The 18,403-nt window shown below is 43.7% G+C and carries 19 protein-coding genes and 1 pseudogene; 9 read left to right on the top strand and 11 right to left on the bottom strand.

Going from position 1 to position 18,403, the window contains the following annotated elements:
- Positions 1 to 105: 105 nt before the first annotated feature.
- From V7K21_RS06845 to V7K21_RS06835, 3 genes are all read right to left on the bottom strand, one after another.
- Complete coding sequence (locus V7K21_RS06845; RefSeq protein ID WP_335172714.1) at positions 106 to 1,782, bottom strand: MFS transporter; 1,677 nt, start codon at positions 1,780 to 1,782, stop codon at positions 106 to 108.
- A 25-nt stretch (positions 1,783 to 1,807) separates the two neighbouring features.
- Positions 1,808 to 2,473: a nitroreductase family protein gene (locus V7K21_RS06840; protein ID WP_335172712.1), complete on the bottom strand. Its 666-nt coding sequence runs from the start codon at positions 2,471 to 2,473 to the stop codon at positions 1,808 to 1,810.
- 232 nt (positions 2,474 to 2,705) lie between these two features.
- Positions 2,706 to 3,818, bottom strand: coding sequence for an alkene reductase (locus V7K21_RS06835; RefSeq protein WP_335172710.1), 1,113 nt, complete (start codon positions 3,816 to 3,818; stop codon positions 2,706 to 2,708).
- Between V7K21_RS06835 and V7K21_RS06830 the strand changes: the two genes are divergently transcribed.
- Positions 3,802 to 3,966: a hypothetical protein gene (locus V7K21_RS06830; protein WP_335172708.1), complete on the top strand. Its 165-nt coding sequence runs from the start codon at positions 3,802 to 3,804 to the stop codon at positions 3,964 to 3,966. The genes V7K21_RS06835 and V7K21_RS06830 overlap by 17 nt on opposite strands.
- 74 nt (positions 3,967 to 4,040) lie before the next feature.
- On the opposite strand, the gene V7K21_RS06825 is transcribed toward V7K21_RS06830, so the two are convergent.
- Positions 4,041 to 4,835 carry an SDR family NAD(P)-dependent oxidoreductase gene (locus V7K21_RS06825; RefSeq protein ID WP_335172706.1) on the bottom strand — a complete coding sequence of 265 codons (795 nt, stop codon included), beginning with the start codon at positions 4,833 to 4,835 and terminating at the stop codon, positions 4,041 to 4,043.
- A 145-nt stretch (positions 4,836 to 4,980) separates the two neighbouring features.
- Positions 4,981 to 5,304 (bottom strand): thioredoxin, encoded by a 324-nt coding sequence (gene trxA, locus V7K21_RS06820; RefSeq protein ID WP_273767795.1) that lies wholly within the window; start codon positions 5,302 to 5,304, stop codon positions 4,981 to 4,983.
- A gap of 80 nt (positions 5,305 to 5,384) precedes the next feature.
- On the opposite strand from trxA, the gene V7K21_RS06815 reads away from it, so the two are divergent.
- Positions 5,385 to 5,735: an ArsR/SmtB family transcription factor gene (locus V7K21_RS06815; RefSeq protein ID WP_335172704.1), complete on the top strand. Its 351-nt coding sequence runs from the start codon at positions 5,385 to 5,387 to the stop codon at positions 5,733 to 5,735.
- A 23-nt stretch (positions 5,736 to 5,758) separates the two neighbouring features.
- Here V7K21_RS06815 and V7K21_RS06810 read toward each other — a convergent pair whose 3' ends face one another.
- The 3 genes from V7K21_RS06810 to V7K21_RS06800 form a co-directional block, all read right to left on the bottom strand.
- On the bottom strand, positions 5,759 to 6,433 hold the full coding sequence (locus V7K21_RS06810; RefSeq protein ID WP_335172723.1) for a nucleotidyl transferase AbiEii/AbiGii toxin family protein: 675 nt from the start codon (positions 6,431 to 6,433) through the stop codon (positions 5,759 to 5,761).
- Positions 6,434 to 6,534: 101 nt separating this feature from the next.
- The gene (locus tag V7K21_RS06805) at positions 6,535 to 6,771 is read right to left on the bottom strand and encodes a hypothetical protein (RefSeq protein ID WP_335172702.1); all 237 of its coding nucleotides are present in this window, start codon (positions 6,769 to 6,771) and stop codon (positions 6,535 to 6,537) included.
- A gap of 26 nt (positions 6,772 to 6,797) precedes the next feature.
- Positions 6,798 to 8,000, bottom strand: a complete 1,203-nt coding sequence (locus V7K21_RS06800) for a glycosyltransferase (RefSeq protein WP_335172700.1) — start codon at positions 7,998 to 8,000, stop codon at positions 6,798 to 6,800.
- A gap of 124 nt (positions 8,001 to 8,124) precedes the next feature.
- Between V7K21_RS06800 and shc the strand changes: the two genes are divergently transcribed.
- A complete protein-coding gene (gene shc, locus V7K21_RS06795; protein WP_335172720.1) occupies positions 8,125 to 10,044 on the top strand; it encodes a squalene--hopene cyclase in 1,920 nt (639 codons plus the stop codon).
- 299 nt (positions 10,045 to 10,343) lie between these two features.
- Here the strand turns inward: shc and V7K21_RS06790 are convergent, their stop codons facing one another.
- Together V7K21_RS06790 and V7K21_RS06785 are read right to left on the bottom strand one after the other, a co-directional pair.
- Entirely contained in the window at positions 10,344 to 10,832 is a 489-nt protein-coding gene (locus tag V7K21_RS06790) for an orange carotenoid protein N-terminal domain-containing protein (RefSeq protein ID WP_335172698.1), read from the bottom strand.
- Between the two features lie 374 nt (positions 10,833 to 11,206).
- Positions 11,207 to 11,605, bottom strand: a complete 399-nt coding sequence (locus tag V7K21_RS06785) for a DUF6335 family protein (RefSeq protein WP_335172718.1) — start codon at positions 11,603 to 11,605, stop codon at positions 11,207 to 11,209.
- Positions 11,606 to 12,208: 603 nt separating this feature from the next.
- On the opposite strand from V7K21_RS06785, the gene V7K21_RS06780 reads away from it, so the two are divergent.
- The 5 genes and pseudogenes from V7K21_RS06780 (at position 12,209) to V7K21_RS06755 (ending at position 15,974) form a co-directional block, all read left to right on the top strand.
- Positions 12,209 to 13,306 (top strand): DJ-1/PfpI/YhbO family deglycase/protease, encoded by a 1,098-nt coding sequence (locus tag V7K21_RS06780; RefSeq protein ID WP_335172696.1) that lies wholly within the window; start codon positions 12,209 to 12,211, stop codon positions 13,304 to 13,306.
- 183 nt (positions 13,307 to 13,489) lie between these two features.
- Positions 13,490 to 14,185, top strand: coding sequence for an SRPBCC family protein (locus V7K21_RS06775; protein ID WP_335172694.1), 696 nt, complete (start codon positions 13,490 to 13,492; stop codon positions 14,183 to 14,185).
- Positions 14,186 to 14,209: 24 nt separating this feature from the next.
- A pseudogene (locus V7K21_RS06770) lies at positions 14,210 to 14,766 on the top strand (zinc-binding dehydrogenase); the annotation flags it as partial.
- A gap of 135 nt (positions 14,767 to 14,901) precedes the next feature.
- Positions 14,902 to 15,219: a hypothetical protein gene (locus tag V7K21_RS06765; protein ID WP_335172692.1), complete on the top strand. Its 318-nt coding sequence runs from the start codon at positions 14,902 to 14,904 to the stop codon at positions 15,217 to 15,219.
- 404 nt (positions 15,220 to 15,623) lie between these two features.
- Entirely contained in the window at positions 15,624 to 15,974 is a 351-nt protein-coding gene (locus V7K21_RS06755) for a cupin domain-containing protein (protein WP_298904577.1), read from the top strand.
- A gap of 285 nt (positions 15,975 to 16,259) precedes the next feature.
- On the opposite strand, the gene V7K21_RS06750 is transcribed toward V7K21_RS06755, so the two are convergent.
- Complete coding sequence (locus V7K21_RS06750) at positions 16,260 to 17,492, bottom strand: methionine gamma-lyase family protein (RefSeq protein ID WP_335172691.1); 1,233 nt, start codon at positions 17,490 to 17,492, stop codon at positions 16,260 to 16,262.
- A gap of 85 nt (positions 17,493 to 17,577) precedes the next feature.
- Between V7K21_RS06750 and V7K21_RS06745 the strand changes: the two genes are divergently transcribed.
- Positions 17,578 to 18,399 (top strand): acyl-CoA desaturase, encoded by an 822-nt coding sequence (locus V7K21_RS06745; RefSeq protein ID WP_335172689.1) that lies wholly within the window; start codon positions 17,578 to 17,580, stop codon positions 18,397 to 18,399.
- Positions 18,400 to 18,403 lie beyond the last annotated feature (4 nt).

Genomic DNA, 18,403 nt, shown 5'->3' with positions numbered 1-18,403 from the left:
TATTCATTGGGAGACCTCAAGCTTTGGTTTCGTTACCTTTATCTTGTGGTTTCCCTTTCTTTTTTGCTACCCCTTCTCACTCACATAAGGCGTTACATTTATATATTAAGGATTGAGTGTGATTGAAGATAAGTGAGAATTGCCTTTAGTGGGACTTTGACCAATTTGCAATACACAAACTGCGGCAATCAAACAGAGAACACCTGATAAAATAAACGCTTGTAAATAACTACCTGTCCAGGTTCTCAATACCCCGGCTCCGAATGCTGCTGTGGCTGCACCGAGCTGATGTCCTGCGATAATCCAGCCGAACATAACGCCGACATTTTCTTTACCGAAGACGTTGGCAACAAGACGCACCGTTGGTGGTACAGTGGCAATCCAATCAAGTCCATAGAAGACGGCGAAAATGGAAAGTCCATAAAAGGAAAAGTCGAAACTGAAGGGTAAGAAAATCAAAGACAAACCCCGCAGTCCGTAGTACCAGCACAATAAGTAGCGATTGTTCCAGCGGTCAGATAGCCAACCGGACATAGTAGTTCCAAAAAAATCGAATAGTCCCATGACTGCCAAAAGACCCGCAGCCTTGACTTCAGGGATACCGTGGTCAATACAAGCAGGAATCAGATGAGTACCAATTAACCCATTTGTGCTAGCACCACAGATAAAAAAGCTACCAAATAATAGCCAGAAGTCTCGATTACGCATTCCCAGCCAGAGGGCATTGAGGGTGGAGGTGATGGAGTTCACTCTCGGCTGTAAGATTTCCACCGTTTCGCTGTTGTCGCCAAAGGCCCGCAAACCGACATCTGCCGGACGATCGCGCATAAAGGCTGCGATCGCTGGAATAATTAGAAGTGTTGCACCAGTAAGACCTAGAGCGGCAATTCGCCACCCAAAGCGATCGGTTATTGAGGCAAGCATGGGCAGAAACACCAGTTGCCCGGTAGCTGTACTGGCAGTTAGGATGCCGAGAACCAGACCCCGCTTTTCAAAAAACCAGCGATTGACAACAATAGCACCCAAAACCAGGGCGATAACTCCGCTACCACAACCCACAACTACACCCCACAGCAAGACTAGCTGCCAGGATGCTGACATCAAAGTGGTTAAACCGACACCGAGAGCAATGATAGCAAGTGAGAACACCATCATCCAGCGAATGCCGATCCGCTCCATAAGTGTGGCGGCAAAAGGGCCAATTAGTCCGTAAAGTACTAAGTTAATGGAGATTGCCAAAGATATAGTAGCTCTACTCCAGCCGAACTCCTGTTCGAGAGGTACTATAAAGACTCCCGGAGCAGAGCGAATTCCGGCTGCCACCAACAAGGCTAGGAATGTTAAACCCGCGACGAGCCAGCCATAGTGAAAGGAACGACGCGTTAAGAAGGAGGCTAAGGACATAGTAGAGGGTGGGGGGCAGGGGGCAGGGGGCAGGGAGAGCAGGGGGAGCAGGGGGAGCAGGGGAAGCACGGCAATGGAGTTCAAAGACTCGTCAGCGAGTATTAAAGACTCATTAACGGAGTTCAAAGACTCATTCACGAGTATCAAAGACTCGTCAGCGAGTATTAAAGACTCATTCACGAGTATTAAAGACTCGTCAGCGAGTATTAAAGACTCATTAACGGAGTTCAAAGACTCATTCACGAGTATCAAAGACTCGTCAGCGAGTATCAAAGACTCGTCAGCGAGTATCAAAGACTCGTCAGCGAGTATCAAAGACTCGTCAGCGAGTATCAAAGACTCGTCGGCGAGTATCAAAGACTCATCCTCAATGCCCAATGCCGCATTCCCAATTTAGGGAAAGCTACCCTGCATAAGGGTTACCAATTCTTTCTACAGAGACGTTGGAGGAGAATGGCAAACGACCTGGATTTAAGCGTGGTTCGGCTGCATAGCCAACAGGAATTAAAACAGCGATCGCTAAATCTGGATTATCCCCAGCACCAATCACTTCTTTTACCTGATCCTCAATCCAACCGTTCATAAAACAAGTGGATAATCCCAGACTTTCTGCTGCTAACACCAAATGGGTGGCGGCAATGATCGCATCTTTGATGGCATATTCGCGTCGCTTGTCGCCCAGCGATGCTTGAAATTGGGGGACGGCGGTTTTAAAGTAGTTTACTGTGCCTTCATTCCATGCCCCAGTTTCGATTCCCTGCTTTAGAATTGGGGTCAAGTTTTGTTCGCCTGCGTTCGGATCGGCAGCAAAGACAAAGGTTACAGGTGCTTGGACAATTTGCTGTTGATTAAAAGATGCTGCTGAGAGTGCTGCCTTTTGCGCTTCATCTTGCACAAGAATAATTTGCCAGTCCTGGAGATTGTAGCTGCTGGGTGCAGCCACGGTTAACTCTACCAGTTGCTTGAGCAGTTCTGGGGCGATGGGGTCTGTTTTAAAAGTTTTGATGGAACGGCGTTGAGCGATCGCACTAGGTACATCTAAAGCTTGGGTTTGAGTAATGGAAATCATGAGATTCTCCTAATAGTTGAGTTATGAGAGGGTTTCGGATTTTACTCTGCTGAGAGTGATTAAGAGTGTTAAAGAACAGGGCAATGTAATGTGTTCCTCTCTAATTGGCAATGTTAACCGGATTAGAGATGTGTTCATGGATAAATGCGCCATTGTCCCTGTCGCTTTTGCCATACAAGCGTTGCATGAGCCGTAATTTTAACCTGGGTTTTAATTATTCAGATGAGAAGAATTAGGCATTGACCGCCTGCTCATTAGCAGCTGACCAAAATGGATAGTCTGTATATCCGTGTTCATCGCCACCATAAAAGCTTGCTTGATCTGCTTGATTTAGTGGTGCATTCAAAGCCAAGCGCCGGGGTAAATCAGGATTTGATATAAATAATGTGCCGAAAGCAACTAAATCTGCTGCTTTGTTTGCCAGTACAGCATCGCCTTTTTCACGGGTATAACCACCATTGACGATGAGTGTACCTGTAAAGCGATCGCGTATATGACTGGTAGGTACAATTATCGCGCCATGTCTAATATCTGCCTCTATTGCCTCAAAAATATGCAGATATGCCAAATTAAACTGGTTCAACGCTTGAGCCGCATAACCGAATGTCTCCAGGGGATTCGAGTCATGCATATCGTTATAAGCTCCACTGGGAGATAAACGGACTCCAACCCGGTTAGAATCCCACACACTAGTTACCGCCTCTGTCACCTCTAATAGGAATCGGGCGCGATTCTCAATGAAACCCCCATATTTATCTGTACGCTGATTGGTGCGATCGCGGAGAAATTGATCTATTAAATAACCATTAGCTGCGTGAATTTCCACGCCATCAAACCCAGCCGCTAAGGCATTTGCCGCTCCTTGACGGTACTGTTCTACTATCTGCGGTATTTCCGAAGTTTCTAAAGCACGGGGAGTAACAAAGGGTTTTGGGCCCTGATAAGTTGCGGCTTCACCTTTAGGAGCGATCGCAGAAGGTGCCACAGGTAAAGCTCCATTCGGTTGTAAGTCAGGATGGGAAATCCTGCCTACGTGCCATAGTTGTAGAAAAATTCTCCCTCCATGCTGATGCACAGCATCGGTTACTAACTTCCATCCCTCCACCTGTTCTGGTGAATAAATTCCTGGTGTAGCGGGATAGCCCTGTCCTTCAGGAGTTACCTGTGTTGCTTCAGCAATAATCAATCCGGCGGAAGCACGTTGGACGTAGTAGGTAGCATTCAGTTGGTGTGGTACGTTTCCCTCACCTGCCCTGTTTCGGGTTAAGGGAGCCATTACTATCCGGTTAGGTAGTTCCAGATTTCCTAATTGGTAAGGAGAGAATAAGTTGATATCAGTAGTCATTGGTTGTATCTCCAAATTAGTGAGGATTGGGCATTGGGCATTGGGCATTGGGGATGAGTCTTTAATACCCGTGAATGAGTCTTTGATACTCTCGGACGAGTCTTTAATACTCGTGAATGAGTCTTTGAACTCCGTTAATGAGTATTAAAGACTTGCTGACGAGTCTTTAAACTCCACTCCCCTAGTCCTCCCAGTCCCCAGCTTTATAACAAAGCGCATTAACTAAACAATCGACCGAATAACGCCACCATCTACCCGCAAAGCTGCACCATTAGTTGCTGAAGCTACAGGACTAGAAAGGTAAACTACGATCGCTGCTACTTCTTCATTACTTGCAAAGCGTTTGATTAGGGAAGTTGGGCGCACATTTTGGAAAAACTCAGCCTCAACTTCAGCTAGACTAATACCCCGTTCTTGCGCCAGCTTGGTGAGAAATTCCTCGACCCCTTCTGAGCGGGTTGGCCCTGGTAGGACAGAGTTTACCGTGACTCCAGTGCCGACAGTGATTTCTGCTAGACCTCTTGCAATGGCTAGCTGCGCTGTTTTAGTTGTACCGTAGTGAATCATTTCTACTGGAATCTGAATTGCAGATTCGCTAGAGATAAAAATTATCCGCCCCCAGTTTTGCTCTAGCTGCTTTTGCAGATATTGCCGACTCAAACGGACTCCACTGAGGACGTTAACTTCAAGTATCTTTAACCAGTCTTCATCAGTAATATTGAAGAACGTTTTTGGCTCATAAATACCTACATTGTTAATGAGGATATCAACGTGAGGAACTTTTTGAAAGAGTTGCTCTACCCCTGATGCAGTGCCTGCGTCAGCAACAACACCAGAAACTTTCGCATCAGGTGTACTTTGCTTAATCTTGTCGAGCGCCTGGGCTACTCGTTCTTCAGACCGACCGTTGACAATTACTGATGCACCCTCTTGAGCTAACCCAAGAGCGATCGCAAAACCAATACCTGCGGTTGAGCCACTCACCAGTGCGGATTTACCATGCAATTTCAAGTCCATTTCGCTCTTTCCCCATTAGTTGAAACACAATTCAGGAATTGAGAGTAGGGAGTGATTGCTGATTGGGCACAAGAAGCTTTGGGGGAGAGCTTAGTGCAACTTCCCCTCTATTCCCCCTACTCCCTACTACTCCCCTTAACTTAAATTAAAGATGCTGTGCTAAGGTCTTATTCAAGGTGGTTTTTGGAACTGCCCCTACCACAGTATCAACCTGCCGACCTCCTTTAAAAACCATCAGCGTCGGAATGCTGCGAATTCCATAGTGGCTGGCGACAGTAGGATTTTGATCTGTGTTCAGCTTCACAAATTTCACCTGTCCTTCATATTCAGCAGCAACTTGATCGACGACTGGACCCACCATCCGGCAAGGACCGCACCACGGTGCCCAAAAGTCCACTAAGACCGGAATTTCACTTTCCAAGACTTCTTGCTTGAATGTGGCTTCTGTGACATTGGTAATGGATGACATAAATTGCCTTCCTAATTAATTCTATAATTCGATAATATCGAATAATAAAAATATATGCCACCTGATGAGATAATGCAACTATGAGATTTCTTTATCATCCAGATAGAAAAAATATTTCCTTACCGGGAGTGCTGTATGCATTGGGCGATCCAGTGCGGCTAGAGATTGTGCGACTGCTGGCGACTGAGGGGGAGCAATGCTGTGCAAAGTTTGATTTTGCGATCGCTAAGTCTACTATGTCGAATCATTTTAAGATTTTGCGGGAGTCTGGGATAGTCTTTACACGTAAAGAAGGGACACATCACATTAACATTCTGCGGCGTGAAGATTTAGAGATGCTGTTTCCGGGGTTGCTAGATGCGGTGTTGAAAGCCGCTCAACCATTGCCTGTTGAACCCGCGAGTACTAAACAAACAGCCTCAAGGATTTAGGGGTATGGGCGATCGCTAGTTGTTTAAGAATCTTCTAGTTTTTTAATTTGTGTTTCTAAATCAGCAAAGATATCATGTTGTTCTCGAAAAGCCCTTGAAGTATAAGATAAACCTATATCTGTAGAGAGTAAATCAATACCGTCAATAATTTTGGGTATCTGGGTTTGATCAACTTGCAGACCAAGAAAGCATTTCTCCCTGTAATCCGGTCTTCTTTGAAAGCGTTCGACCGCTCTTTTTAAAGGGCGCATAACCTCATAGGCTTTTTCAGCTTTCTCAATTGATGCTTGAGGGATTGGAAATTGCAGCCTGAGAATTGCTAGATCAATTAAATCTCTTGCCTCAACGCTGTCATCTGCGTAACGATCAGAATTCGACAGCAACTTAGAGGTAAAACAGTCATTGAAGCTTAAGCAGGGAACGGGTGACCACTTTAGATATCTTGGTAGGTCTAGTTGAAAACGAGGTTCGGCAATAATTTCCGTTTTAATCGGCATATCATCCACAAAAACGATCATCCGAATTCCATATTGGTCAGTTGTGTTACGTCCAATTTTGATTTTACTTAAATCACTAAATAATGCTTCATGCCCACCATCAAATACCACTGTACGCAGGTATTTGTAGCCTTCCGTACCAATAGAAGCGATAAAATCTACGTCTTTACTCCAGCGATATTCATCAAACTCAAATGCAATAAGGGTTCCGCCACGTAAGTAAGCAGAACCCTTTCTAAGTATGTCAGAATTTAAGCATTCAAGAACTGTGAGAATTTAATTATGCTGTTCAAACCTGAAGGTCATAAAGAAACTTGCAACCAAGATTTATAGCGTCTGGCGAGTTGCTTAAGGAAATTAAGTTCTTCATTCTGAAGATTATTAAATAGGTTACGATATTGCCAACCACGCTCGTAGCGACTCAACATTTGTTCTGGAGTAAACCGATAGACATCGACTGTCTGCCAACAACTTGACTCCAAAAAAGGCAGCTTTTTGGGGACAATAACAGGATCAATTGTTGGTGCTTCGCCTCTCATAACTCTTTTTATCAACTACTTTCGGCTTACTTTAATTTTACAGGATAAACTCTTCCTTTCCAAGCACCGCCGCGCCCTTGCCAGTGACGAAGTGCTGAATCTAGAGTCATCAAGGTATAGAGAAAAGCGATCGCAGGTAAGCTCAATGCTAACCAGGGAGAACATTTATAAAAGCGGATTGTCGGGTAGTAAGCCAAGGTCATTAAAAACCATCCTAATAAACCTGTAAGTGCGATCGCCCAATTGCCCCAAACTGCACCCAGAATTATACACATAGGTGGAACTAGATAAATCAGAGGCATTCCTACTAAAGTTCCCAATAGTAGTAATGGAGAATAATTCAGTTGGGTATAGGCACTACGGGCAACCATATCCCAAATCGTCGCCAGCGAGTTATAAGGACGCACACTCTGAGTCAATGTACTCAATCCTAGCCAGATCCGACCGGGGGAGGCAGGGGAGAAAGAATTACTTTGTCTTCCAATCTGTTTAACGGCGTTAGCAAGGGCGCAATCGTCAATTAAAGCTTGGCGAATCACTTGAATACCACCGATTCGCTCTAAAGCTTCACGGGCGATCAGAATAGATCCCCCAGCAGCTGCGGCTGTGGGATTGTTTGGATTATTAACCCAGCGGAAGGGATAGAGTTTTTGGAAGAAAAAGACGAAAGCTGGAATCAAAAGTTTTTCCCAAAAGCTTTCACACCTGAGTCGCACCATTACTGAAACCAGGTCTAAATCATCTTGGACAGCTTTGGCAACCAGTCGGCGGAGATTACCAGGATCATGTTCGATATCTGCGTCCGTCAGCAAAAAATAGTCAGGTGCAAATAAACTCGCGCTTTTTATACCTTGCTCAACTGCCCAAAGTTTGCCTGACCAACCAGGAGGCAGTGATTCGCCAGAGATAATATGCAATTGCTCAGGTTTACCGAGAGTGTGTGCAACCCCTTCGGCAAAATTTGCTGTCCCATCTGTGCTGCGATCATCTACCAAAAACACCTTTAAAGAACCAGGATAATCTTGGAGTAGGAGCGATCGCAGTGTGGATGGTAGTAATTGGGCTTCGTTACGGGCTGGAACCACCGCACAAACCATAGGTAACGACTGTAGCTGAGTTTCTGTAACCTCTAATTGCTGGTCTGTCCGCCAAAATTGTCCCCAAAAACATAGTAATCCCAACCAAATTGTCAAGGATAACAGCATCAATCCTAATACAATTACACCCATAAGCTATTGCAAATTCTCAGTAACTCAGACAGAATACTATGTCTACTGAATAGAGGATAAAAATTTTTTCATCGTATTGCCGTGTTCATAACTAGTGTTGGGTGTTGAGGTTAAATAGTATTTGATGCGTACACAAGACAGGGTAAAAGTCAATCAAGTTGCAGAAGCGATCGCAGCCAGTCAACAATATTTGCTTTCGATTCAAAATCCGGCAGGTTATTGGTGGGCAGAGCTAGAATCTAATGTCACCATCACTGCTGAAGTCGTCCTCCTCCATAAAATTTGGGGAACAGACGAAGCAAGACCCTTACACAAAGTTGAAGCCTACTTACGTCAACAGCAAAGGCAGTATGGCGGCTGGGAACTTTACTACGGTGATGGCGGAGAACTTAGCACCTCGGTTGAAGCCTACATGGCATTAAGGCTGCTAGGTGTACCAGCAACCGATCCGGTGATGATTCGGGCGCAAGCCTTTATTCTCCAACGGGGTGGGATCAGCAAAACTCGGATTTTTACCAAGTTGCACCTAGCCTTGATTGGCTGTTACGACTGGCGCGGTATTCCCTCGTTACCAGCTTGGGTGATGCTGTTACCAAAGGCTTTCCCCGTCAATATCTATGAGATGTCTAGCTGGGCACGTTCCAGTACAGTACCATTACTGATTGTATGCGATCGCAAACCTGTTTTTCTCACCGACTCAGCTATTAACCTAGATCAGCTATACGCTGAAGGCGTTGATCAAGTCCGGTGGGAATTACCCCAGAGTGGCGATTGGACAGATTTATTCCTCACCCTTGATCATGGGTTCAAGTTGGCAGAACGCCTGAATTTAGTACCCTTGCGCCAAGAAGGCATCAAAGCTGCCGAAAAGTGGATTTTAGAGCGGCAAGAAGCTACAGGCGACTGGGGCGGCATTATTCCGGCGATGCTGAATTCAATGTTAGCTTTGCGGTGTCTGGATTATCACCCAAACGACCCGATTGTGGAACGAGGTTTGCAAGCAATTGATAACTTTGCGATTGAAACAAAGGATAGCTACCGGGTACAGCCCTGTATTTCACCCGTCTGGGATACCGCTTGGGCGATGCGTGCCTTAGTAGAATCTGGCTTTGCACCAGATCATCCGGCTGTGGTAAAGGCTGGAGAATGGTTATTGCAAAAACAAATTTTGGATTACGGAGATTGGGCTGTCAAAAATCGCCAGGGAAAACCAGGGGCTTGGGCTTTTGAGTTTGAGAATCGTTTTTATCCTGATGTAGACGACTCGGCTGTTGTGGTGATGGCACTACATATAGCGAAACTGCCTAATGAAGAAATCAAGCAGGCTGCGATCGCTCGTGCCCTAAATTGGATTGCATCTATGCAATGTAAACCAGGTGGGTGGGCTGCTTTTGATTTGGACAACGACCAAAATTGGCTCAATTCCATCCCCTATGGCGACTTGAAAGCGATGATTGATCCAAACACCGCAGATGTTACGGCTAGAGTCGTAGAAATGCTTGGTGCTTGTAACCTGTCAATTGATAGTTATAATTTAGAGCGATCGCTTAGTTATCTTCTGCGCGAACAAGAAACCGAAGGCTGTTGGTTTGGTCGTTGGGGTGTAAATTATATCTACGGTACCAGTGGCATTTTATCAGCCTTGGCCTTGATTGACCCTCAAAGGCATAAACTCAGTATAGAACGGGGAGCAGCTTGGTTAGTTGGATGTCAAAACCTAGATGGTGGTTGGGGTGAGACTTGCCGTAGCTATGATGATCCCAGTCTCAAAGGAAAAGGAAATAGTACTGCATCTCAAACTGCTTGGGCTTTAATTGGTCTCTTGGCAGCAGGTGAAGCAACTGGTAAATTAGCTCTTGAGGCCATTGAGCGAGGAATTGGCTACCTAATGGCAACTCAAAAGCCCGATGGTACTTGGTTTGAGGCGGACTTTACAGGTACTGGCTTCCCCTGCCATTTTTATCTCAAATATCATATGTATCAGCAATACTTTCCTTTGATAGCTCTGGGTCGTTATCAAACAGTGATTTACAATATAATTTAGAATTTAGGAGACACGGTTAGCGTCTGTATAGGATTCAGAAGTAAAATTTAGAAATTAAACATTTGTAGCAACTGGCGTTGCGTTACGCCAAAGGCTAACGCACGACTTCGGATTTTAAGTACAGTACTCTCGGCGATCACACAACGCCAGTCCGTTCAAGTGGGGAAACCCGCCCATACGGCTGGCTCCCCTACATATATTTAGATTTCACTACCACAACCGAATGAGCTTGGTATAACAGCCATCATCATCCGGGGACTAAAAAAGTAGCCTCAAGTAGCCAAAAAAGTTTCAAAGTTCTAAATTCCAGCCTTTGCTGCTTCGGCACCCATTGGCGAAACATAATCACGGAAAACAGTAATCTGTTGCTCAAACTCTAATCCTTGAATTTTGCCAAACAACGGTTTAGATTCTGGGGGAAGTTCATAATCAGAAGGTACGGGAATGATAGTACCATTATCCATACCTTGAGATAATCGATACCAAAACAGTAGCTTCGTGGTATCACCCAAAGAGCCATATTGACGAGAAATTTCGGTATCCACTTTATTAATCAAGTCACGCTGGACTTGTAATTGTTGTTCGTGAGATAACTCCTTAACTTGATTAAACAAACCTTCGGCAATTTCTGGGGAAGCAGTGCTGGCACCAGGTGCAGCTGGCGTAATTGAGCCACCCATTTCTTTGTAAACAAACCAAAACAAAGCCAGTTGTTGATCCACACCCAACTGTTGCCAAGCTTGAACATGCTCACGAATAGTTGGATCGCCTGTTTGGGTAGATGTCATTATTAACTCCAATTGTAATTCATCAGTGTTAATAACAAGGTTATCAAATGTACATCTGCACTTTTAACCTACTGAAGACAGATGTATTGGAATCATAAAGAATAGCAATTATAAAGAGAACATAAATCGGGCTGTAGTCCTGCATTAAAAGCATTGTAGTTAGATAAATACTCTAGAAAAGCCAAAATAATGCTTGTCTTAAGCAAGGTGAAGAGTTGACAATTGGAATGCTACAAAATTGAGAGATTTTCACCAGGTATGTCGGTAGATAGATGTTAGTTTTATTGTGACAGTGCTTATAAAAGCACTGTCCAATTCAGCGACATCCAATTTGTGAATATACAGTAGGAATACGGCTTCTACTTTTATAGAGCTTATTCTCGCCGATCTAGATAATCTTCAGAAGACTTTGGATCTAACTCCCAGCGATCGCCGTCGCGGTCTTCTAAAATATCGTTGGTATGCAGAAACTCAGAATCAGCCATTTCTAGCCCTACGGCTGCTGCTAGCTCCTCAGTTACATTTTTATCAGGCGTGGAAGTACTACCACCAACAGCTTCATCCCCAACTGCATCTGCATCTTGCCAATAAGCATCAACATCGCCACCAGTAAGTTCAGGACTAGTTTCTGTATACTCGCGCCTTTCGTCCTGTATGGAGCGCCCGCCAATATTGTATCCGGGCAAGTCTTTCACACCAGTGCCATAGGATTCGGTAATTTCCTGCGGCAAATCATTGGTTTTAATTTCGTCATTATGATTTTTTTCTGCCATGATGCTAGCCATTTTCTGCATTCTCACAATAACGCTTTCCTGTCAATAATTTGTATTACTAGAGATGTATAGCTTTAGAAATAAAATAATCTATCCCCTTGGAACGAAGCTAAACTAGCGATCGCACCATACGATTGGAAATATGAAATCATCGTTAAACAACTTGTAGTTGAACTTTTTAGTTATGAGTTAGGGGTTATCAAACCGAAATTATTCATGAGCCAACTTCTCACTCATAACTATTTTTTTATTATTTAGAGGGAAAATAAAATTCAAGTTGAGCCATTTTAATTTAGTCTTCATACTTTTAACTCCCTGAATGCTAAACGAGAAGACATTCAATAATTTTGATCAGCGGAGGTAGACAGTGAAATCCGACGAGTTGATTACAGATATATAAAGCCTTGCCCAATTGGATAATCGTGAAAAGGCAAAATCTGCTAATCGTGCCATACTATAAACCCTTAAAGAACAGATAGCAGGTGACGAAGCACAGTAATTAGCGGCAAATTTATTTCCGAGAAAAATATTGGATGTTTAATTGTCCTAATTGATGAACATTGTAGTTAGTTAAATACTAGAAATAAGCAAGGAACACCATCTATGACTGACCATAACAATTATTCCGCTAATAAAAAAGTTGCCATCCTCATTGAACAAGCAGTAGAGGATGCAGAATTTACAGTTCCTTATAATGGACTAAAACAAGCAGGAATGGAGGTAATAGTCCTCGGTTCCCGAATGAATGAAAAATATTTGGGTAAACAGGGCAAACTTAGCATCCAAGCTGATGGTACTACCACAGAAGCGATCGCAGCCGAATACGATGCAGTGGTGATTCCTGGTGGGATGGCTCCCGATAAAATGCGGCGCAACCCTAACACAGTCCGCTTTGTACAAGAAGCTATCCAACAAGGAAAATTGGTAGCTGCGGTTTGCCACGGTCCACAAGTTTTGATTGAAGGCGACTTGCTCAAAGGTAAGCAAGTTACTGGCTTTAGCGCTATTGCCAAGGACATCATTAACGCTGGCGCAAATTATCTAGATGAGTCGGTGGTAGTTGACGGGAATTTGATTACATCTCGTGAACCCGGAGACTTGCCAATTTTCACCACAGCTATTTTAAGCCGTTTGGGTTATGGTGGCAAAGATGCTGCATTACCTAATGAGAAAGACACAAGTGCTGAATGGTGGAAGCTGGCTGATGCTTGGGGTGGCTCAACTAAAGGTGATATCAGCAAAGGTTTAAATACTGCCCTTACTGGCGAACGTTATTCGTTAGAAACATTTGAGAACTACTTGGAAAAGGAATCAGATAGCCAAGTAAAATCAGTCTTTCAAGAAGTCATTGCTAGTAAACAGCGCCACATTAAAAAGCTGGAAACCTATCTTCAACGATTAGGTGAAAAACCCTCTTTAGGGGCAAATATTGCCAATCAGTATGCCAAGGTGAAAACTGCCTTGACAGGAAGTGATGACATATATCAGTTACGTTCTGCTTTGGGAGATGTGCAGACTGGTATCGGCGATATTGGCAATTTGTGTGCAATGTACACCGACCCAGTAGCAACTGCTATTTTCAAAGAAATTTACCAAGATTTATCGAAATACGAACAGCAATTGGTAGAACTATATCGGGCGCGGATAACCGATCAAATTCAGCCTCCTAAGCCAACTACAGGGGCTGCTGTGTCAATGTAAGGTTTTTTGAACGTAGACACAAAGCGGTGAGCCAGTCCGGTAGACGGGTTTCGCAGTATAAAGGAACTGGGGAACCCGTAGGGCTTGCCGATTCGCATAGCGTCTCGTAGATAAGAACATAGAGGTAAAAAGAAGAGAGTATTTCCACCTCTATAGTTAATTTACTGTAATGGAGATAAAAAAGTGACTTCGACCTCAGGGGATAAACCAAGTACAAACCAGCCTGAAGCTAGTGAAGTAGAGCGTTGGGGATCTCTTCTCGGTGGCAGTGCTATGGTGCTGATGGGTTTAAAGCAAGGTTCATTGCGGGGGGTACTGACGGCTTTAGCCGGTGGCGGTTTAATCTATCAAGGTGCAACGAAACAAAGCACAATTCAGCAAGCACAGGAAGCAATAGGTATAAACCAACCCATCAAAATTGAAAAGACGGTAACGATCAATAAACCAGCAGATGAACTGTATCGCTATTGGCACAACTTTGAGAATTTGCCTACATTTATGAAGCATCTCAAATCTGTCAAGGTGCATGACAAAAAACGTTCTCATTGGGTTGCGAATGCGCCTTTGGGTAACAGTGTGGAATGGGATGCAGAAATTCTCGAAGACCGGGAAAATGAATTTATTTCTTGGGCTTCTGTAGAAGGTGCCGATGTTGATAATTCTGGTTTTGTCCGCTTCAAAGAAGTATTAGATCGCGGCACGGAAGTGAAGGTTGTTTTAGAGTATAACCCACCAGGTGGAGCATTGGGAGCTACAGTAGCTAAACTTTTTGGTGAGGAACCAAAACAGCAAATTGGTGATGAATTGGGTCGCTTCAAGATGCTGATGGAAGCAGGCGAAATTGCCACCACCGAAGGTCAAACAAGTGGACGCAAGTAGTTTTTGCCCAATGAATGACGGCAGATGATTAGTGCCTACATCATCGGAGTCGAAAAAGCGATCAATAGCGATCGCTTTCCCCAACGTCTAGAAATGGCGAAAAAGTTTGCCAAAGCAAAAGTGATTAACTACAAAAAAGTTAATGCTGGCGAAACGTTGAAAAAGACGACAGGTGGCCGTGGCCCCGATGCTTGCATCGATGCCGTTGGTTTAGAAGACTTCTACGACCAGACAAAACAAAAGCTCAGATTGGAAACCGACCGTCCCCACGTTCTACGGAAAATAATGGTGGACTGTGGTAAAGGCGGGACTTTTTCAATTATGGGTGTTTATGGTGCTTTTGTTGATAAAATACCATTTGGTGCAGCCTTCAATAAGGGATTAACCTTTAGGATGGGACAAATGCATGGACAAAAATATATCAAAAATATATATATTTTTGATTGCAGATGATTTGGGATGGAAAACTTGATCTATCCTTGGTTGTTACCCATCAATTGCTTTTAGAGGAAGCACCCCACGGCTACCATATTTTTCAACAAAAAAAGAATAACTGGATCAAAGTTGTTCTTAAACCCTGAATGGTTAAATAGTCATTCAGCGTTTTAAATTGTCCACCTAACATAATGTAATTGAGGCTTTTTATGAATCGAGTAATTTCATGGCTACGGAATATTCGGATCTCCCAAATCCTTGTAGTTTTTCTAGTAGGATTTATGTTTTTATTGGGTCAGGCTTTTAGCTACCCTAACATAGCACAAGCTGATGTTGAAACTCCAGAGGGTACTTATTATAAAGTAATCCCAAATGAGCAAGGTGAAATTAGAAACGAGAACCAAACAAAAAATTCTCAAAATCCATTACAAAAGGCTGCTGATAATATCCGTGAAAAGCTAAACTTGGATGAAAAAACTCCTAGAGCTACAAAAGAGTTTCTTAAGTCTACAGAAAATAAAGTTGAAAAAACAGTTGAGCCATTGACTGGAGAGAAAGAAGGTTATTACCAAAATCCTTCTAGCAAAAAACTGAGATAGAGAAGCTAGACTTGTAGCAAATTTTGAGTCTAAATTTTTGACTCGTAAATTGTTGAATTTGAGTAGTTACTGAGACGTGATAATTATTGCGTCTCAGTATTAGGATAAATTGAGTATTTATCTTGATATTAACCAGCCTAAATCATAATTAATGACTAAATAATTATGAAAAGTTTGCTGTTATGGAGCAAACAATGTGTAAATAGAAACAGTTACCTAACCAAAAATTATTAACTCGCGTGATGCCATTTTAAAAATTACTTACACGGCAATTTGTGGTTGTGATTTGCATTTTTTCAACGCCTACATAGCTACAAGTTCAGTGTCAGGCTAATGCAGCTAATTTACCAAGCAGTTCATACTGGTAAAATAATCAAAGTTTAAAACTAAAAGAGGCAAAAAATATGTCTGATACATCTGATAAAACCGTTATCAAAGTAGACTCTACCCATTCCCCTAAAGGTCAACTTGGTCAGAAATATCTTGCATCTGGCAAAACCATTTCTATGCGCCTGTGGGAGAATGAGCAACCGAATGAAGCTAAAGAGCCAGCAGCGCGAGAATATGAAACTGTTGGTTATGTAATCACTGGTCGTGCAGAATTGCATATTGAAGGGCAAACGATTTTGCTGGAGCCTGGGAGTTCTTGGGTAGTACCAAAAGGAGCCAGCCACACCTATAAAATTTTAGAATCATTCACTGCTGTTGAGGCAACCAGCCCACCCGCTCAAGTTCACGGGCGAGATGAAAACTAATTTGTTTGCAGTTATCTGAAATTTTGCGATCGCTAAAAATTTCTAGCCGTTTTCAATTACATGGAATATAGAGCCTTCGCAGGGGAACAAAAGTGTTGTTCCCCTTTTTACTGTGCTTTGCAGCTGAGAAACAATTGCACAAAATGTCAAGCGATCGCAAGGCTTACTTTGACTCGCTATCTAGCCTAGTAAAGCGATGCATGAGATCGCCGAAATAACAAATGCGATCACCTTTCACTAATTTATCAATAAACCTCATGCGCTACGGAATATGTGCTATAATATTTAGTCAGCACTTCCTACTGCATTAATCGCAGCCTCTAATGCGATCGCCACATGAGTCCAATGAGTCCCCCCCTGGCAATAAACCACATAGGGCGATCGCATTGGCCCATCTGCTGATAATTCCAAGGTACTCCCTTCAATAAATGTGCCCCCAGCCATGACTACCTGGCTCTCATATCCCGGCATTTCATCTGGAACAGGGTCTAAGTAGGAACCTATAGGAGAATGCTGTTGTATGGCTTTACAGAAGGCAATTAGCTTTTCGGCAGAACCGAGTTTAATTGCTTGAATTACATCCCCACGGGGAGCCAGGGGTGCAGGATTCACTGGATAACCGAGTTTGTCAAATACATAACCAGTTAAGTAAGTCCCTTTCATCGCCTCTCCGACCATTTGCGGAGCCAGAAATAAGCCTTGGAACAGCAGGCGATTTTGGTCAAAAGTAGCACCGCCATAACTACCGATACCAGGAGCAGTGAGGCGACAGGCGGCTGCTTCCACTAAGTCGGCGCGACCGGCGACATAACCGCCAGCGCTGACGATGGTACCACCAGGATTTTTAATCAATGACCCTGCGATTAAATCAGCACCTACCGCTGTAGGTTCCCTGGTTTCAATAAATTCGCCGTAGCAATTATCTACAAAGCAAACGGTGTTCGGGTTTTTCTGTTTGACTAAATGGGCGATTTTTTCAATATCGGCAATTGATAAACTAGGACGCCAAGAATAGCCACAAGAACGCTGAATTAACACTAAACGAGTGTTTTCAGCCACACTACTACTTAAAGCTTGCCAATCTATAGTTCCTTCGGGCGTTAGCTCCAATTGGCGGTAATTTATGCCAAACTCGATAAGGGAGCCTTGACCTTCACCCCGTAAACCAATGACTTCTTCAAGCGTATCGTAGGGAGAACCGACTACTGCTAACATTTCATCTCCAGGACGGAGTACACCAAACAAAGCACAGGCGATCGCATGGGTTCCCGAAACAAACTGCACTCGCACAGCCGCAGCTTGGGAACCCATAACTTCGGCAAAAACTTTATCTAAAGTTTCTCGTCCCAAATCATCGTGACCATAGCCACTCACACCAGCAAAGTGGTGTGCGCCTACACGGTGATTACGAAAGGCATCCAGCACTCGTTTTAGATTATGCTTGACCTGAGTGTCAATTCCAGAAAAAATTTCTAATAGTGCCTGTTCTGCTTGCCGCAGCTGTTCTAAGCTGTTCATCAGTTCCTCGTTCAAAAAAAATTATAGATATGCGGATTTTTAGATCGCACAGACTAGGCTGGAAAATTCAAATTCAGGTTACTGCATGACAATTGCTACTTCAACTAAACCTCAAATTAACTGGGTCAATACCCTATTTTTCATTGGACTGCACATCGGCGCTTTGTTTGCCTTTGTTCCTGGCAACTTTAGCTGGACAGCAGTTGGTGTGGGTTTCTTACTGTACTGGGTGACTGGTGGTTTAGGCGTTACTCTGGGATTTCACCGCCTTGTTACCCACCGCAGTTTTCAAACTCCCAAGTGGCTAGAGTATCTTCTGGTTTTCTTCGGCACACTCTCCTGTCAAGGAGGCCCAATTGAGTGGATAGGGACACATCGGATTCATCATTTAAACTCTGATACGGACTCTGACCCCCATGATTCTAATAAAGGCTTCTGGTGGAGCCACATGGATTGGCTGATTCATTATTGTCCGGCTCACGCTCAAGTTCCTCGTTTCACCAAAGACATTGCCGAAGACCCAGTTTATCAGTTTTTAGAAAAATATTTCATTTTGCTCCAGGTTGCTCTAGGTGTATTGCTTTTGCTTCTGGGTGGCTGGCCTTTCGTTTTTTGGGGAATTTTTGTTCGCATTGTCTGGGTTTACCACTGCACTTGGTTGGTGAACAGCGCTACTCATAAATTTGGCTATCGCAGTTATGATTCTGGTGATAGATCGACTAATTGCTGGTGGGTAGCCGTACTAGTTTTCGGTGAAGGCTGGCATAATAACCATCATGCCTTTCAATACTCAGCTCGTCATGGACTGGAATGGTGGGAAATCGATTTAACTTGGATGACTGTTCAATTGCTACAAGCAGTTGGTCTGGCTACTAATGTGAAGTTGGCCCCAATAAAAGCTAGTTAGGAGA

The organism is Nostoc sp., from assembly GCF_036919595.1.
Classification (GTDB): domain Bacteria; phylum Cyanobacteriota; class Cyanobacteriia; order Cyanobacteriales; family Nostocaceae; genus Nostoc.
This window is presented reverse-complemented; position numbering and strand designations above follow the sequence as displayed.

What these genes read in the sequence shown, in the direction of transcription:
- V7K21_RS06835 (WP_335172710.1), bottom strand. Translation starts at nt 3,818, where the DNA reads ATGACTACTGATATCAACTTATTCTCTCCTTACCAATTAGGAAATCTG.
- V7K21_RS06805 (WP_335172702.1), bottom strand. Translation starts at nt 6,771, where the DNA reads ATGAGAGGCGAAGCACCAACAATTGATCCTGTTATTGTCCCCAAAAAG.
- V7K21_RS06790 (WP_335172698.1), bottom strand. Translation starts at nt 10,832, where the DNA reads ATGACATCTACCCAAACAGGCGATCCAACTATTCGTGAGCATGTTCAA.
- trxA (WP_273767795.1), bottom strand. Translation starts at nt 5,304, where the DNA reads ATGTCATCCATTACCAATGTCACAGAAGCCACATTCAAGCAAGAAGTC.
- V7K21_RS06825 (WP_335172706.1), bottom strand. Translation starts at nt 4,835, where the DNA reads ATGGACTTGAAATTGCATGGTAAATCCGCACTGGTGAGTGGCTCAACC.
- V7K21_RS06780 (WP_335172696.1), top strand. Translation starts at nt 12,209, where the DNA reads ATGACTGACCATAACAATTATTCCGCTAATAAAAAAGTTGCCATCCTC.
- V7K21_RS06815 (WP_335172704.1), top strand. Translation starts at nt 5,385, where the DNA reads ATGAGATTTCTTTATCATCCAGATAGAAAAAATATTTCCTTACCGGGA.
- V7K21_RS06840 (WP_335172712.1), bottom strand. Translation starts at nt 2,473, where the DNA reads ATGATTTCCATTACTCAAACCCAAGCTTTAGATGTACCTAGTGCGATC.
- V7K21_RS06745 (WP_335172689.1), top strand. Translation starts at nt 17,578, where the DNA reads ATGACAATTGCTACTTCAACTAAACCTCAAATTAACTGGGTCAATACC.
- V7K21_RS06755 (WP_298904577.1), top strand. Translation starts at nt 15,624, where the DNA reads ATGTCTGATACATCTGATAAAACCGTTATCAAAGTAGACTCTACCCAT.
- V7K21_RS06750 (WP_335172691.1), bottom strand. Translation starts at nt 17,492, where the DNA reads ATGAACAGCTTAGAACAGCTGCGGCAAGCAGAACAGGCACTATTAGAA.
- V7K21_RS06800 (WP_335172700.1), bottom strand. Translation starts at nt 8,000, where the DNA reads ATGGGTGTAATTGTATTAGGATTGATGCTGTTATCCTTGACAATTTGG.
- V7K21_RS06765 (WP_335172692.1), top strand. Translation starts at nt 14,902, where the DNA reads ATGTTTTTATTGGGTCAGGCTTTTAGCTACCCTAACATAGCACAAGCT.
- V7K21_RS06785 (WP_335172718.1), bottom strand. Translation starts at nt 11,605, where the DNA reads ATGGCAGAAAAAAATCATAATGACGAAATTAAAACCAATGATTTGCCG.
- shc (WP_335172720.1), top strand. Translation starts at nt 8,125, where the DNA reads ATGCGTACACAAGACAGGGTAAAAGTCAATCAAGTTGCAGAAGCGATC.